Raw genomic sequence first — 15,534 nt, 5'->3', positions numbered from 1 at the left:
AGCTGGAAATTAGGATTATTTTAAAAAGTTGAGATTAAATTTTTGCGTTCAAAATGTTTGTGGCATTATCTTTGTGTATATTTCATTTTTCATTCTCTTCCATGTCCGCTTTCAGTCAGAATCCCCGTCCCTGGATCATCCGTGGAGTGTTTGTTGTATTGGCTGTAATCCTCATAGCCCGCCTGTTTACACTTCAGATCCTGGATGATAAATATAAAGTGATGGCAGAAGGCCAGGCGATCTTCCGTAAGGTGGTTTACCCTGCCCGCGGCGCTATTATCGATCGTAAAGGCAAGGCGCTGCTCATCAATAACGTGGCCTACGACCTGGCTTGTATTCCCAACAAGATCAAAGATCTCGATACGGCGCAGTTCTGTACCGTGATGGGTATCGATCAGGCTACGTTCCTGAAAACCATGAAGAAGCTGATTACGCGCAATGGTTATCAGCGGCAAAGCATTTATGAGGCGGGGCTGTCGCAGGAAAAGAACGCGCGGCTGCAGGAGAATCTCTATTTATTCGAAGGTTTCGAGTTGCTGGAGCGTTCTACCCGTACGTACCCCCTGGGCATTGGCGCGCACATTTTCGGCTACCTGAACGAGGTAAGTGAAGGCATGCTTGGCAATTCCCGCTATGCCTCCTATCGCCAGGGCGACTATGTAGGCCAGAGCGGCCTGGAGAGCCGTTATGAAGAAGTACTTCGCGGTCAGCGCGGTGTAGCGTATATGGTACGCGACGTGTTGAACCGTCCCAGGGACTCGTATAAGAACGGCAGCATGGATACCCCTTCGATAGCGGGTCGCAGCCTGGAGCTGTACCTGGATGCCGACTTGCAAGCTTATGGGGAAAAGCTGATGGCAGGCAAGATCGGCAGCGCTATCGCTATCGATCCCAAAACCGGTGGTATTCTCGCCCTGGTATCCGCCCCCTCCTACGATCCCAACCTGCTGTCCGGCGCTACTTTTGCCAAAGGTTATACCGAGCTTTCCCGTAGCTATACAAGACCATTGTTTAACCGGGCGATCCTGGCCCAGTATCCTCCTGGCTCAACCTTTAAGCCGCTCACGGCCCTTATTGGCCTGGACGTAGGCGTGATCACGCCGGCATTCGGCTATCCCTGCGGCGGCGGTTATTATGCCTGTGGCCGCCGGATCGGCTGTACCCACTCGGGCGGTGGACACGCAGCCAATCTGCGTCTGGCAATGGCCAATTCCTGCAACTCCTATTTTTGCGATGTGTTCCGTAAAACGGTCGATGCAAAAAAGTGGGCCGGCGGTACACACGAAGGCCTCCAGCGCTGGCATGACTATCTTTCTGCCTTTGGCCTGGGACATCCCCTGGGTATCGATATCCCCGGGGAAAAGCCCGGCGGCATTCCCGATTCTTCTTATTTCAACCAGAAATATCATGGCAGCTGGAATTCCTGTACCATGGTATTCGTGGGGATGGGCCAGGGCGAGGTCGATATGACGCCGCTGCAGATGGCCAATGCCATGTGCCTCATCGCCAACCGCGGCTATTATTATATACCGCATTTCGTAAAGAGCGTTGGCGGCAACGCCCAGGACCCCACGTTAAAAGATTACCTGGTGAAGCATACCCCCACTCATATTTCCGACAGCGCCTTCGAATCGGTGATCATGGGTATGGAAGATGTGGTCAACCGCGGTACGGGACGTGTTGCCATATTACCCGGCGTGGAAGTATGTGGTAAAACCGGTACGGTGGAAAACTACTGGATCCTCAACGGGCAAAAGACCAAGCTGGACAATCATTCGGTGTTTGTATGCTTCGCCCCCAAGAACGATCCCAAGATCGCCATCGCCGTGGTGGTACAAAATTCCGGTTATGGCGCCACCTGGGCAGGACCTATAGCCAGCCTGATGATGGAAAAATACCTGAAGGATTCCATATCCGGCGCTTCGCGGATTGCGCTCCAGGAGAAGATGTATAAAGCCAATACAGTTAAAAGCTACATTCGCGTGATCGATTCGCTCCAAAGGCAAAAAGACCTGCTGCGGGATATGCTGCGCACGGCTGACAGACGTACCCAGGACAGCGTGAAGAAGCAGCGTGATACCATGCTGGTACGGCAGATCATGAAAGAATATTACCAGCTGAACACCGGAAGCGAAGTAAAAACCAATAACGGCACCATCCGCTTCCAAAACTAGCAACACTCTCTAAACGACACGAACAACATGAGCTTAGGCCGTAAACCCCTGACTGCCCGCATTGACTGGCCGGTAATTTACCTTTACCTGGCCTTGGTGGCCATCGGTATTGCCGCCGTATATTCCGTAGAATACACCAATTTTTCCGATCCCTTCTTCAATATGAGCAAGAGCCATATGAAGCAGCTCACCTGGCTTTGTGTCTCGCTGGTAGTGGGATTGATCATCATACTTACCGACAGCAAATTCTTTCTGGCGGTGGCTTACCTCTCGTACCTCACCGGTATATTGTTGCTGCTGGCCACTTTTGCTCTGGGATCGGAAGTGAAAGGTTCACACAGCTTTATTAAATTCGGTTCTTTCAGCTTTCAGCCAGGTGAGCTTTGTAAGATCTTCACGGCGCTGGCGCTTGCCCGTTTCCTGTCGACGCCCGAAACAAATTTTAAAACACTGAAGGACCGGCTTATTGCTTCGGCGATCGTGTTGCTGCCCTGCGCTATCATCATCAAGCAGAATGAGACCGGACTGGCCCTGGTCTACTTTTCATTCTTCCTGGCTATGTACCGTGAGGGGCTTCCCAATGCTATTTTGCTGATTGGATTTTCGGTAGCCGGCCTGCTGGTAGGAACCTTGCTCATAGAGCGCCTGCCCTTTTTTATTATCATTACTGCAATACCCATTCTGATTACCTGGTTGCTGCGCCGCCAGCTGAAGCGTAACCGTATCCTCATCGTCGTGATCGTGGGCGCCTGGCTTATTGCGGTGCTCTTTAGCCAGGTAGTGGTGCCTTATGTATTTAAAAATGTATTCCAGGGATACCAGACCGAGCGTATTTATTCCATGTTGGGGCAGGATGTACCGCAGGAGTACCAAAAGCCGGGCGTGGTACCCAAAAAGGATGCGGACTATAACGTACGCCAGTCCAAGATTGCCATCGGCAGTGGCGGCCTTCTGGGCAAAGGCTTCGGCAACGGCACCCAGACCAAATATTCTTTTGTACCGGAACAGAATACCGACTTTGTATTTTGCGGTATCGGGGAGCAGTTCGGATTTGCCGGTAGCACTTTGCTGGTGCTGTTGTACATGACCCTGCTGCTGCGGATCGTTTTCATAGCCGAGCGGCAACGCTCTATGTTCAGCAGGGTCTATGCCTATTGTGTGGCATCCATTCTTTTCTTTCACCTGGCCATTAATCTCAGCATGACCATGGGGCTGGCGCCGGTGATCGGTATTACCCTGCCCATGCTAAGCTATGGTGGTACTTCGCTGCTCTCGTTCAGCATCCTGCTGTTCATTTTGCTGCGGCTTGATGCCGACCGCCAGGTGCTCATCCGTTAAGTAATACCGGTAGCTGTAGAGACGTAGCATGGTACATCCACGGTAGCTGTAGAGACGTAGCATGCTACGTCTCTACAGCTACCGTATCAATTCCTTTTATCCTATTATATTTGTTCATTCAAAAATTATTTTTAGATTTGCCTAAAAGTAATACTTTTTGAGTCAACAACATAAATCACTACAGGACGTACATGGAAGCGTCGAGGTGTCGCAACACCGCTCCAAATGGCGTAAGCTGCTTTCTTTTTTTGGTCCCGCCTACCTCATCAGTGTAGGGTATATGGATCCGGGCAACTGGGCTACCGATATTGCAGGGGGAAGCCAATTTGGTTATACCCTTATATGGGTCCTGCTCATGAGCAATCTCATGGCGCTATTGCTGCAAAGCCTGAGCGCCAGGCTAGGCATTGTATGGGGTAAGGATCTCGCGCAATGTAACCGTGAGACCTATCCGCGGGGTATGAACTTCATCCTTTACCTGCTCGCCGAGGTGGCCATCGCTGCCTGCGACCTGGCCGAAGTGCTGGGGATGGCCATAGGCCTGCAATTGCTCTTTGGCCTTGACCTTATCTGGGGCGTGCTCATCAGCCTGCTGGACACTTTTCTGCTGCTATGGCTGCAACGGCTGGGTATGCGTAAGATGGAGATGTTCATCATCAGTATGATCGCTATTATCGGGATGTGCTTCCTGGTGGAGATGATCTATGCGCAACCCGATATTAAAGGTATTGCCAGCGGCTTTGTGCCCAGGATTCCCAACCAGGCGGCTTTGTATATCGCTATCGGTATCATCGGCGCTACGGTAATGCCACACAATCTCTACCTCCATTCGGCATTGGTGCAGACGCGCAAGATCAAAAGAGATGAAGAATCGCTGAGAAAGGCTATTAAATACAACTTCTGGGACAGCACCATTGCGCTTAACCTGGCCCTGTTTGTCAATGCCGCGATCCTGATCCTGGCAGCTGCAGTCTTTCACAAGGGCGGCCGCACCGATGTGGCCGAACTGAAGGACGCGCACGAGCTGCTGGCGCCTATGCTGGGCTCCGAATGGGCGCCACGCCTGTTTGCCATAGCCCTGATCGCCGCAGGACAAAGCAGTACCGTTACGGGCACGCTGGCTGGCCAGATTGTGATGGAAGGCTACCTGCGGCTACGCATCAGCCCTACCCTGCGGCGGCTGATCACCCGCTTGCTGGCCATTGTACCGGCTATCCTGGTTATCCTCATCAGCGGTGAAGAAAAGGTGGGACAGCTGCTTATTTTTAGCCAGGTGCTGCTAAGCATGCAGTTGGCCTTTGCCGTGATCCCGCTCATTCACTTTGTGAGCGACCGGCGGAGAATGGGTAAATTTGCCATTAACCTGGGTACCCGCGTGGCTTCCTGGATAGTAGCAGCGGTGATAGCGGTGCTTAATTTCAAGCTGGTCTACGACGAAGTGCGCTCCTGGATCAGCGATAGCAACAGCGTATGGGTAGATGTACTGATCGTAGCCGGTTACATCGGTATGATGGCCTTGCTGGCCCTTACGCTTATCTATCCGCTGGTGCTGCGCCGCCGTAAGCACGCTATGGATGTGCATACCCAAACCAAACCCCTGACGCCTATGCCCGTGCCGGATTTCAAAACGATTGCCTTGGCCCTGGATTATTCTCTCGTCGATAACCAGGTGATCCGTTATGCGCTCAAAATGGCAGAGCCCGATAGCCGGTTCGTCCTGATCCATATCACGGAAAGCGCATCCAGCACGATGATGGGCGGGGAAGCGGAAGATTTCGAGACCCGCCGGGATAAGGCACGCATGGAGGCTTACCAGAAAGTGATCAGGGAGGCCGGCTACGAATCGGATTATGTATTGGGGCACAAGCGGCGGACCCGGGAGATCGCCCGCATCTGCACCGAGCAGCATGCCAACCTGCTGATCCTGGGCAGCCACGGGCACCGGGGATTGAAGGATTTTATTTTCGGGGAAACGGTAAATAAGGTACGGCACCTGGTGAAGATACCGGTATTGGTAGCGCAATAAATAGCGAAGCCGGCGGTTCTAAGGTAAAGGGCAACGATGTCGTGGTGCTTCGACAGGCTCAGCAGTCGTAGCAGAAGGTACCATTACTCAATGTTTCCTATATGCCGACACTCAGTTGATCATTTTTAAAGAAACAGCCCTATTATGAAAACGCGCTACTTAACCATCCTGGCGACGCTGATTGGCTTTGCCCTAAAAGCGCAAGTACCGGCAACCGCGCTAAGCAGCGTCGCACGCATACAGCAATGGGATACTGCCGGGCTTAAAGTGCTTCCTGCCGGGAACGGCGAAACGGAGCTGGAGAACGGCCATGGACAGGTTTTGCGCTTCAGGACCGATAGCAGCGGAAAAGTGGTCCCCTACCATTGCGGCATCGCCTATCAGCTGTTTAACTATGAGAAGGGATACCTGAAAAGCGTATCGACCTTTGGTCTCGGCGGGGGCCTTTTGGGAGAACCAGAATCTGAAGGTGAGGCAACCATGGAATTATCGGTTAAGAAAGAAACCCTGTTAAAAACGCAATTCGCCCGCCTGGATGCGCAGGACGGAAACCTTGAATTTAAAGATGAGGCACAGCAGATCGTCCTGGCAAGGTTATACGACGAAGAGCACAAATTGCTGAAGGAAATGTATATATCAAGCGCTTATTACTGGCAATTGCAGCACAGGCTATACCGGCCTTAGTATTGCCGGCCTGCCGTGCCGCTGCTCTATTGGGAAAGTTTGGATGCTCAAGGGCAGCTACCGACCACACATCTTCTTAACGCTTCTCTTGATCCAGGTAGCGCTTACAATCGCTTACATAGGTGTCGAAGTCAGATTGTACCTGTCCGGCATAGGCTTGCGCGTAAGCCAGTACCTGAGCTGACCACTTCTTACGATTGCCCGCAAAGGCGATCAGTTCATCGGCAATGGAAGAACTTTGCCTGCCGCTGCTCCTCAACTGGCCCGAGGCGGTAAGCCGCGCCATAGTACCGATGAGGGATTCCAACTCGGCTAGCCGGCCTTTACACTGGCTGAGGTCCATACGATCCTGTGTGGGTTGTAATGCCTTCAGTACAAAGTCGGTCTTGTCAAAGCGCAGCTCGTGCAGCATTTTCGGCGTTACCTGTTGTATCCGGTCCTGCAAGGTGATCACGCGTGCCGCCTGTGTAGGCCAGGACGGTTGCGCTGCAGGTGTATAGGGCTGCAGCGAAGAGCGTTCCACCTGTTTAAGGTCCAGCAGGTGCTGTTTGCCACCCGCTTTTACCAATAGTATATACCGCTGGACCCCAAGGCTGCCGGTACCGGCAATGCGGAATGCCACATCCTGTACCTTCGCCTTCTTGTCAGGCAGGTTCGCCTCAAACCAATCTTCTACCGCTGCGGCGACAACTTTTTTCCGCTTGTCGGATATGGCGTAGGTCTTCTTCTGATCAATAAGGATACCATCGTTCTTCACTTTGCTTTTGATAAAATCGGGTTCTTTACGTTGCTGCACCTGGGTCAGAAATTGCTGCAGCAAGCCGGTCGCGGTTTCTTTTTCAATAATGACGGCTTTGCCTTTTTGCAGGGTATCGAGATAGACATCCATGGCATACCGGGCCAGCATTTCCGCTTTTCCAGCGGTATAGCCGGCGCTTCCGGCGCCTACGTGGATACTGGTAAGGAAGCGGACGAGCTCCCAGCTGGCCGGTGCTTTCAAGGCTTCATCAAAATCGTTGAGGTCGAAATAGACCACGTTGTTGCTGCCTTTATAGCTGCCGAAATTTTCAAGGTGCAGATCGCCGCATATCCAGGTATGGGTTTTATCTTTCCAATCAATGGCGCGTACAAGATCTTCGTAGAAGAGATGACAGGTACCACGGAAAAAGCGGAAAGGGCTTTCCATCATCGCCTGGTATTTCAGGCGTACAAATTCCGGTAGGCGGTCGCTGTTGAACTGCCGGATGCGTTTGAATACAGAGGCCATGGTCGAAGCCGTTTGGAGAAAATAAGGAATATCTCCCCGAAAGATACGAAGCCAGGTGCAAAAAAGGTTGTTTTGTTTTCCCTGGTTGGCAAGAATTGAGTATATATAATGCTTGCTGCGAATCCGCACCACCGCGAGCAAAAGAGAAGAAACCGCAAAGGACGCTAAGCGATACGCAAAGAGCGTAAGGGTGCTAAGCATACAAAATGGCTAAGTACAACAAATACTTGGTGTCTTTGTGCCTTCGTGACAAAAACATTGCTCCGCATCGCCGTGCCACAGCGGGCAGAGTTTATGTCGTCATGCTGAATTACTCCGGTGTAATGAGCTCTGTGACCCGGTAGGAATACTCGAAGGTAAAAGAATCGGTGCCCACCTGCTCCACGTCAAAAGTCCATTCTTTGTCGGGCTGGCATTGTTTCATCACTTCCTTAAACTTGCATATCACCGCCATGATCTGCTGTGCCTGGTGGTCGTTGATGGCCGTGCCTTTGTCGGAAAGATGCCGTTTGATCTGGTCGGTATTCATAGCGCTCCTTTTTGCGATTAACAAACGGAGCTTGCCAATTGTTGCTGCGTCTTATCTTTCAAACCGGTATTTCGCTTTAAATTGCTCACCTTTGCCCGCTGATAATAAGATAAAACATGAGCCAGGAGCCCAGGGAAGTCTACGCCCGGTTAAAGGAGCAATACCAAAGTGAGTACGAACATATGAGCCGCCGGCATCGCAGTCTGGGGCTCTTACGGCTGCTGGACGCGCTGCTCGTACTATGGTGCTTCTATACGTATTTTACACGCGACCAGGTGCTCTGGCTGGTTCCCGGCCTGCTGGCGCTGGGTCTTTTTGTCTACCTGGTGAAGCGGCACCGGACCATGGGACAGCAGAAGATAAGACTGGCCACGCTGCTGCAGATCAATAAAGAGGAGCTGGCCTATCTGGCGGAAGGCGCCATGCCCTTTGCCAACGGACAAGCCTACCGGGACGAAACACATGCTTATAGCGCAGACCTCGATCTGTTTGGCCCGCGTTCCCTGTACCAACACCTTAACCGTACGGCTACACAAATGGGCCAGGATCGCCTGGCTTCGGGCTTAAACGAAATGCTGCCGGAAGCGGCCATCAGGGAAAAACAGCAGGCCGTCGTGGAGCTGGGGCTTTCGCTGAACTGGCGCCAGGAAAGCTATGCCTCGGGTCGTATGGCGCAGGACAGCAGGGAACGATACGATAACCTGCTGCGCTGGTCGGAAAAGCCCGAACCAGCGGTTGGCAGACTGATGCTGGCACTGGCATATATCTTCCCGGCGGCACTGATCGGCATCCTGTTGCTGTATGCCCTGTTCCGCACGCCGCTTTACTGGGATATTGCGCTGCGACTGTTCCCGGTCAACCTGCTCTTGTTTGCTTTAAGTTTTAAAAGAATTAAACAAGCGATTGCCGGCACCGAACAGGTAAATGAGACCTTAAGCGCCTATGCGGCTATTTTCGAACAGATCGAAACAGCTAACTGGCAAAGCCCTTACCTGAAAAGCTTGCAGCAAGGGCTGCAGGGCCAGGGCATTAAAGCCAGCACGCAGTTGCAGCAGCTGGCAAGGATCTATAAAGGCATGGAGGCTGTACTGAATCCCTTTTCCGCTGTCATTACCAATGGCCTGTACCTGTATCATGTGCACCTGCTGCAAAGGCTCAGCCGCTGGAAAGGCCGCCACGAGGCACTGATACCGCAATGGTTGCAGGTGATCGGGGAAGTCGAACTGCTGAACAGCCTGGCCAATCTCCACTACAACAATCCTTCTTTTTGTTTTCCCGCGCTTAACCAGGAGCAGCGTATCGTTTTCCGCGACCTGGGACATCCGCTCATCGGGGCCGAACGGCGCATATATAATGACATAGCCTTTGATCAGCATCGCTTTGTGATCCTTACCGGCTCCAATATGTCGGGCAAGAGCACTTTCCTGCGTACGCTTGGCGTTAATATGGTACTGGCGGGCATGGGCGGACCGGTATGCGCCCGTGTCGCCGATATACAGCCTTTGCCGGTTCTGGTATCGATGCGGCAAAGCGATTCCCTGGCCGACAGCGAATCGTATTTCTTTGCCGAGGTAAAACGGCTCAAGGCGATCATGGACCGGCTGGAGCAGGGCGTATGTTTTGTGTTGCTGGATGAGATACTGCGGGGCACTAATTCCGACGACAAACGCAGTGGTACGATAGGTGTGATCAGGAAGATGATCTCGAAAAAAGCCATTGGCGCCATTGCCACCCATGACCTGGAAGTGTGCCTTACTACGGCGGAGTATCCCGGCGTGCTGTGCAACAAATGTTTTGAAGTGGAGATCATTAACGACGAGTTGGTCTTCGACTATAAGCTGCGCGAGGGCATCTGTAAAAATAAAAGCGCTACTTTCCTGATGCATAAAATGGACATTATTGCATAGCAGCCGGCAATTTGGTTGTTATGTATAAAAAGTGAATATTTGTGTATGGATCCTAAAGAAGCAGCGGGCTTAAAACGGCCGGTGCAGCCGATGCCCGCAACGATACGCCAGGCTCTGGAGACGGCCGGCCTGATGGAAACCTACAAAGCACGGCCGGCTTACCAGCAAAACGACTACCTGGGCTGGATCGCCAGGGCCAGGCTAGCTGCCACGAAGGAAAAGCGCCTGAGCCAGATGCTGGAAGAACTGCGGCAGGGCAATGTCTATATGAAGATGAAATGGGATCCTGTTACGAGCCGTAAGCGCTAAACTACGATTTCGCTCCATGATCAACCTGCGCTTTCACGGCAATAAATTTTCCCAATCGTTCAATATTTCTTTTCTTTGCTACCCTTTTTAGCGGAGGAAATGTATTGTTCCCAAGATGGATTTTAAAAATATAGATGAGGATCTGAAACCCTTATTGCAGCGCATCGCCGCCCGCAATGTGCAGCGTAGTATGATCCCGGGTGAAGATTATATCCCGGTGACCGGCAAGGTGCTCGACGAAGAGGATATTTTATACGGCGTGGACGCTACGCTCGACGGATGGCTCACTACAGGTCGCTACGCCGTACAGTTTGAACGGAAATTTGCCCAATACTTCGGCAGCCGTTTTTCCCTGCTGGTCAATTCCGGCTCATCGGCCAATCTCGTCGCTTTTTATGCGCTTACTTCTCCCAAGCTGGGCGAAAGGGCCTTGCGTCCCGGCGACGAAGTGATCACTGTGGCTGCCGGCTTTCCCACCACGGTCAATCCTATGGTGCAATTTGGCTGTATCCCGGTATTTGTCGATGTAGATATCCCGACTTATAATATCAAAGCCGAACATATAGAAGCCGCTATTTCTCCCAGGACAAAAGCCATCATGCTGGCGCATACCCTGGGCAATCCTTTTAACCTGGATGTTGTGATGGCGATAGCCCGCAAATATAACCTGTGGGTGATCGAGGATGATTGCGACTCGCTGGGTGCTACCTACCGGGAACAGAAGACCGGCAGCTTCGGCGACCTGGCTACTGTATCTTTTTACCCCGCACATCACATTACCATGGGCGAAGGCGGCGCCGTGCTGATCAATAATGCCTCTTTGAAAAAAATAGCGGAAAGCTTTCGCGACTGGGGCCGGGATTGCTGGTGCGAGCCAGGGAAAGACAATACCTGCGGTAAACGGTTTGATCAATGCCTGGGCGAGCTGCCCTGCGGCTACGATCACAAATACACTTATTCCCATATTGGCTTCAACCTGAAGGTAACCGATATGCAAGCGGCCATAGGCCTGAGCCAGCTGCGCAAAGCAGATGCCTTCGTGGCGCGCCGCCGGGAAAATTACCAGATGCTGTACCAGAAGCTGAAACCTTTTGAGGAACACTTTATCTTGCCGGAGCCCACACCGGAAAGCGATCCCAGCTGGTTTGGCTTTATGCTGACGATAAGGGAAGGCAGCCCGGTAAACCGCAACGCGCTGGTCCGCTTCCTGGAAGACAACAAGGTGGGGACAAGGCTGCTCTTCGCCGGCAACCTGATCCGTCAGCCGGCATACCTGGATATTAAAAAACGACTCGCAGGCAGTCTGACCAATACCGATAAGATCATGAACGACGGCTTCTGGCTGGGGGTATGGCCGGGCCTGAAAGAAGCGCACTACGATTATATCGTGTCGGTAATCGACCGTTATCTGAAACAATAGTCATGTGCTGACAGGCGCGTAATAAAAAAAGGTTGTATCGGCAGCCGGCCGGGTAATACCGGCCGGCTGCTTTTTGTATATCCTTTAGGGATAGTTGTTGGGGGAAACAATTAACTTAGCAATGAAAACCTAACCCCAAAATGGAAAAAACTACCCCCAGTTTATACGAATGGGCCGGCGGCATGCCTGTATTCGAGCGGCTAACCGACCGTTTTTATGCCAAGGTGCTTCAGGACCCTCTGCTCGAGCCTGTATTCCGGCATATGTCGCCCGAGCACCAACTACATGTCGCGCATTTCATCGCAGAAGTCTTTGGCGGTCCCAAAGAATACAGTGCGACCGGTGGAAGCCATTTTAAAATGATCCAAAGGCATTTGTCCCGGCACCTTACCGAACAGCATCGTCAACGCTGGGTAGCACTGCTGATGGAGACTGCCGATGAGCTGCAATTGCCCGATGATCCCGAATTCCGTTCTGCCTTTGTTGCCTATATTGAATGGGGTACCCGTATTGCGATGTTGAACTCCAATCTCGACGACCTGGCCTTAAATGCAGAGGAGCCTATGCCGGAATGGGGATGGGGCGTACCTGGCGGGCCTTACCAGCCGGGATAGAGGCAAACGTGACCCCATTCTTGGCTGATCTCTCTAATCTATATCCCATGAAAAGCAAGTCGTATTGGCTTTGCCTGGCATTGGCATTGGCGGCCTGTAATGGTTTCGATTCCCTGGTACCTTTTTCTGAACCGCAGCCGGCCTGTAAAAAATCGCTCCGGGCCATTCGGGCGACGTTGCGGGGAAAATACTTTATCTGAGTATCCGGATATAGGAAACAAAGCCGGTCCTTGAGCTTGTCGAAAGGACAAAGATGATGCCTCGACAAGCTCAGCAACCGTTATTTAGAAGCGAATTGTATCCCGTTTCCTATATCCGGATAGTCACTATACCTTAATGAACGGCAAGGCGGCTTCAATACCGTTGATAGTTTCTTTAAGATCGATCCCTGAACATTACGACTATGACTACTACCCCACAGCAACGTTTATACGCGATCATCGGCGCCGGCATCGTCTGGTTTGCGCTGGTCCTGCAATTTGCCTTGATACCGGAAAACCCGGAAATACCCGCTGCGACGGCGATCGTCAATTATTTCAGCTATTTCACGATCCTTTCCAATATCCTGGTTGCCCTGTGTCTCACGGCATCTGCCCTAGGCCGGAGAGGATTTTTCCTGAAGCCCGGCACGCAAACGGCAATTGTCATCTACATCGTGATCGTAGGCCTGGTGTATAATGCCGTACTGCGCTTTCAATGGGCGCCTAAGGGTATGGCCCGGCTGGCCGACGAGCTACTGCACAGCGTCGCTCCCCTGCTCTTCCTGGTTTACTGGTTGCTCTTTACGAGCAAGGAGCAGTTGCAATGGAAGCATATTCCCGCCTGGCTCCTGTTTCCCCTGATCTACCTCGGCTATACCCTGGTCAGGGGCAGCCTCATGCATTTTTATCCTTATCCTTTTCTTGATATAGACAAGCTGGGCTATGCGAGCGCAGTGTTGAACTGTCTTTGGGTAACGATCGCCTTCATCTTGTGCTCCCTGCTCTTTGTGGCGCTGGCCAAAGCCTGGAAGAAAAAGCCGCTAACCTGATAACAGGCCTGTTTTTCTTTTCTTTGTTCTTTTGCCATTTTTTCCTCAAAAGGCTGTATTGACTAGTGGCCTAACGACGCTACTGTGCGTTGTCCGGCCGGAGGATGCCGAAGCATGGAGCTTAAACTTCGCTCCTGACTGCCGGGAACTGGTAAACCGCAAGTATCGGGTTGTTGCCGCTTACTACAGGTGGTACTTTTGTGTTATAAAAATGCAATGACTATGAGCACGCAGGAAATAATCAATTACGACCGCATCGCGGAAGCCATCCAATACATCTCTGACCACTTCAGGGAACAGCCTGACCTGGACGAGATTGCCGGACAAGTACATATGAGCGCCTTTCATTTCCAGAGAATGTTCCGGGAATGGGCTGGCGTAAGCCCCAAAAAGTTCCAGCAATTCCTTAGCCTCGATTATGCCAAGTCGATCATCAAAGAACCACAAAGCAGCCTGGCCGATACGGCATTTGAAACCGGCCTGTCGGGTCCTGGCCGTCTGCACGATCTCTTTGTACAGATCGAGGGCATGACACCCGGCGAGTATAAGAACGGCGGCGCCGCTTTAACCATCAATTACTCCTTTGCCGAAAGTCCCTTTGGCAATATGATCGTGGCCTCTACGGCTAAAGGTATTTGCTACATGGCTTTCACGGAGAACGAGATGGTTGGCTTGGAAGAGCTGAAGCAGCAATTCCCGCAAGCTGCGTACCGGCAGATGACTGACCTGCACCAGCAGCAGGCGCTTTACATATTTACACAGGACTGGAGCCGCCTGCACGAGATACGCCTGCACCTTAAAGGCACGGCTTTCCAGCTGAAGGTATGGGAGACCCTGCTGAAGATCCCTATGGGGCAGGCTTCGAGCTATGGACAGATTGCAGCGGCCATCGACCGGCCTGCGGCATCGAGAGCGGTAGGCACGGCCATAGGGCAGAACCCGGTTGCCTTCCTGATACCCTGCCACAGGGTACTCCGGGCTTCGGGCAATATAGGCGGCTATCATTGGGGCAATACCCGGAAAGCGGCTATCCTGGGTTGGGAAGGGGCAAAGACCTATGGCGAAACGGCCGAGTAGTCTCTATGGACAGGCTGTCAAAAGCCCAGTTACGTTCTCCCTTGTCCCTTCGACGGAGCTCAGGGACCGCTTAACCTTCGGTAGCTGAGCTTGTCCAATTTTGTGTTCTTCTTTATCTCTTTGACGGGGCCCAGGGATCGCTTTATCAATCAATAAATCTTATGGAAAATATTATGCAAAGGCTTGACCAGACCGATTGGCAGGCAGTAGCCGAAGGTATGCACGGTAACGGTTATGCCTTGCTTCCTGGTCTGCTCGACAGGGAAACCTGCCGGCAACTAATTACAGACTATGATAATGCCGGTCAGTATCGGAAGACCATCGTGATGGAACGGTACCGTTTTGGCCTGGGGGAATACAAATATTTTCGTTATCCCCTGCCGCCATTGATACAGGCCATCCGGGAAAAGGTATATCCGCAGCTGGCGCCGGTGGCCAATGCCTGGATGGATGCCTTGGATACGGCTACCCGCTTTCCTGATGACCTGATATCGCTGCAACACCGCTGCAACGAGCAGGGACAGTCCTTACCTGCCGTGCTTATTCTCAAATATGGCGCCGGTGGACATAATACCCTGCACCAGGATCTTTACGGGGATGTCTTTTTCCCTATACAAATGGTGCTGTTCCTCGACGAACCGGGTAAAGATTATACCGGTGGCGAATTTGTGCTTACCGAACAGGTACCACGCGCGCAGTCGAAAGCGATCGTATTACAACCCGGCCAGGGCGATGCGCTCCTGTTTACCACCAGCTTCCGCCCGGTAAAAGGTGCGCGGGGTTATTACCGGGCGCACATGAAGCATGGCATAAGTGCAGTGCATACCGGTCAAAGGCATACGCTGGGCATTATTTTTCATGATGCGGGGACGTAGGGGTTAGATATTAGATGTTAGATATTACGTATTAGGTATTAGGTATTAAGTAGTAGGTATCAAGTATCAGGTATCAAGTATCAGGTATCAAGTATTTGATACTTTCGCATTGCCTATTGCCAACTATTTCATTAGATATAAGTATTGAGTAGTGAGTAATGGGTATTGGGATTTTGCAACTTCCAGTTTGCCACCCTGCCGATTGCCACCTATCCATTGCCTATTGGAATTTAAACATTGGATCTTGACTTTGCTTATTGCCAACTATTTTATTGAGGATTGAG

The 15,534-nt window shown here is 51.9% G+C and carries 14 protein-coding genes; 12 read left to right on the top strand and 2 right to left on the bottom strand.

All coding sequences use genetic code 11. The annotated features are described in order from the left end of the window. Positions 1-101: 101 nt before the first annotated feature. The 4 genes from mrdA to DZK30_RS22290 all read left to right on the top strand — a co-directional run bounded on the left by mrdA (position 102) and on the right by DZK30_RS22290 (position 6,222). Complete coding sequence (gene mrdA, locus DZK30_RS22305; RefSeq protein ID WP_162903342.1) at positions 102-2,174, top strand: penicillin-binding protein 2; 2,073 nt, start codon at positions 102-104, stop codon at positions 2,172-2,174. Between the two features lie 27 nt (positions 2,175-2,201). Beyond that, on the top strand, positions 2,202-3,512 hold the full coding sequence (rodA, locus tag DZK30_RS22300; protein WP_118976408.1) for a rod shape-determining protein RodA: 1,311 nt from the start codon (positions 2,202-2,204) through the stop codon (positions 3,510-3,512). 157 nt (positions 3,513-3,669) lie between these two features. Next, positions 3,670-5,538, top strand: coding sequence for an Nramp family divalent metal transporter (locus DZK30_RS22295; protein ID WP_118976407.1), 1,869 nt, complete (start codon positions 3,670-3,672; stop codon positions 5,536-5,538). Between the two features lie 144 nt (positions 5,539-5,682). Next, positions 5,683-6,222: a hypothetical protein gene (locus tag DZK30_RS22290; RefSeq protein ID WP_118976406.1), complete on the top strand. Its 540-nt coding sequence runs from the start codon at positions 5,683-5,685 to the stop codon at positions 6,220-6,222. Between the two features lie 76 nt (positions 6,223-6,298). Here DZK30_RS22290 and DZK30_RS22285 read toward each other — a convergent pair whose 3' ends face one another. Both DZK30_RS22285 and DZK30_RS22280 read right to left on the bottom strand, forming a co-directional pair. Continuing rightward, positions 6,299-7,489 (bottom strand): DUF2252 domain-containing protein, encoded by a 1,191-nt coding sequence (locus tag DZK30_RS22285; RefSeq protein WP_162903341.1) that lies wholly within the window; start codon positions 7,487-7,489, stop codon positions 6,299-6,301. 310 nt (positions 7,490-7,799) lie between these two features. Next, positions 7,800-8,018, bottom strand: a complete 219-nt coding sequence (locus DZK30_RS22280; RefSeq protein WP_118976404.1) for a hypothetical protein — start codon at positions 8,016-8,018, stop codon at positions 7,800-7,802. A gap of 116 nt (positions 8,019-8,134) precedes the next feature. On the opposite strand from DZK30_RS22280, the gene DZK30_RS22275 reads away from it, so the two are divergent. The 8 genes from DZK30_RS22275 to DZK30_RS22245 all read left to right on the top strand — a co-directional run bounded on the left by DZK30_RS22275 (position 8,135) and on the right by DZK30_RS22245 (position 15,250). Further along, positions 8,135-9,925, top strand: a complete 1,791-nt coding sequence (locus DZK30_RS22275; RefSeq protein ID WP_118976403.1) for a MutS-related protein — start codon at positions 8,135-8,137, stop codon at positions 9,923-9,925. Positions 9,926-9,970: 45 nt separating this feature from the next. Then, the gene (locus DZK30_RS22270; RefSeq protein ID WP_118976402.1) at positions 9,971-10,234 is read left to right on the top strand and encodes a YdeI/OmpD-associated family protein; all 264 of its coding nucleotides are present in this window, start codon (positions 9,971-9,973) and stop codon (positions 10,232-10,234) included. Positions 10,235-10,349: 115 nt separating this feature from the next. Then, positions 10,350-11,654 carry a lipopolysaccharide biosynthesis protein RfbH gene (rfbH, locus tag DZK30_RS22265; protein WP_118976401.1) on the top strand — a complete coding sequence of 435 codons (1,305 nt, stop codon included), beginning with the start codon at positions 10,350-10,352 and terminating at the stop codon, positions 11,652-11,654. A gap of 140 nt (positions 11,655-11,794) precedes the next feature. Next, the gene (locus DZK30_RS22260) at positions 11,795-12,268 is read left to right on the top strand and encodes a group II truncated hemoglobin (RefSeq protein ID WP_118976400.1); all 474 of its coding nucleotides are present in this window, start codon (positions 11,795-11,797) and stop codon (positions 12,266-12,268) included. Between the two features lie 47 nt (positions 12,269-12,315). Further along, positions 12,316-12,468, top strand: a complete 153-nt coding sequence (locus tag DZK30_RS26070) for a hypothetical protein (protein WP_162903340.1) — start codon at positions 12,316-12,318, stop codon at positions 12,466-12,468. 203 nt (positions 12,469-12,671) lie between these two features. After that, complete coding sequence (locus DZK30_RS22255; RefSeq protein WP_118976399.1) at positions 12,672-13,298, top strand: Pr6Pr family membrane protein; 627 nt, start codon at positions 12,672-12,674, stop codon at positions 13,296-13,298. Between the two features lie 222 nt (positions 13,299-13,520). Beyond that, entirely contained in the window at positions 13,521-14,375 is an 855-nt protein-coding gene (locus DZK30_RS22250) for a methylated-DNA--[protein]-cysteine S-methyltransferase (protein WP_118976398.1), read from the top strand. Positions 14,376-14,536: 161 nt separating this feature from the next. Continuing rightward, entirely contained in the window at positions 14,537-15,250 is a 714-nt protein-coding gene (locus DZK30_RS22245) for a 2OG-Fe(II) oxygenase (protein ID WP_118976397.1), read from the top strand. Positions 15,251-15,534 lie beyond the last annotated feature (284 nt).

Source organism: Taibaiella koreensis (genome assembly GCF_003545715.1).
In the GTDB taxonomy this organism is placed as follows: domain Bacteria; phylum Bacteroidota; class Bacteroidia; order Chitinophagales; family Chitinophagaceae; genus Taibaiella; species Taibaiella koreensis.
The sequence above is the reverse complement of the archived record's forward strand: the minus strand, read 5'-3'. Positions and strand labels throughout refer to the sequence as shown.